Origin of the sequence: Cellulomonas carbonis (genome assembly GCF_014636275.1) — a bacterium.
Lineage (GTDB): Bacteria > Actinomycetota > Actinomycetes > Actinomycetales > Cellulomonadaceae > Actinotalea > Actinotalea carbonis.
Genome location: NZ_BMEB01000042.1, coordinates 1 through 574 on the forward strand (window position 1 = coordinate 1; position 574 = coordinate 574).

Below are 574 nucleotides of genomic sequence, written 5' to 3' on the forward strand. Positions count from 1 at the left end.
GATCGCGTGCACCGGCATCGAATACTGCAAACTCGCCATCGTCGAGACCAAGCAGACCGCAGCCGACACCATCACGAAGCTCGAAGAGCGCCTCGCCGACATCGAGGAGCTGCCCCACCCGATCAGCTTCCACCTCAACGGCTGCCCGAACTCCTGCGCCCGCATCCAGACCGCCGACATCGGGCTCAAAGGCCAGATCGTCACCACCGACGAAGGCGAACAGGTCCCCGGATTCCAGGTCCACGCCGGCGGAGGCCTGGCCTCGAAAGACCGCGACGAGGCCGGACTCGGCCGCACCGTCCGTGGACTCAAGGTCACCGCCGAGAACCTCAGCGACTACGTCGAGAAACTCGTCCGTCGCTTCCTCGCCGGGCGTGGGGAGACCGAGACTTTCTCCGAATGGGCCCACCGCGTTGACGAGGAGGAACTGGTATGACCCGCCCCATCGAGGAACTCAAGGCCCTCGCCGAGGCGGGTGCCCGTGAACTCGCCGGTGACCCGGAGAACGGTGTTCCCGAGGCCAACCCCGCCGACGTCATCCGCTGGGTGTCCCGGAACTTCGACACCGCGGCCT

General features: G+C 66.6%; 1 pseudogene. It reads left to right on the forward strand.

The window, feature by feature from the left end:
- A pseudogene (locus IEV86_RS17585) lies at positions 1-436 on the forward strand (nitrite/sulfite reductase); the annotation flags it as partial.
- Between the last annotated feature and the right edge of the window lie 138 nt (positions 437-574).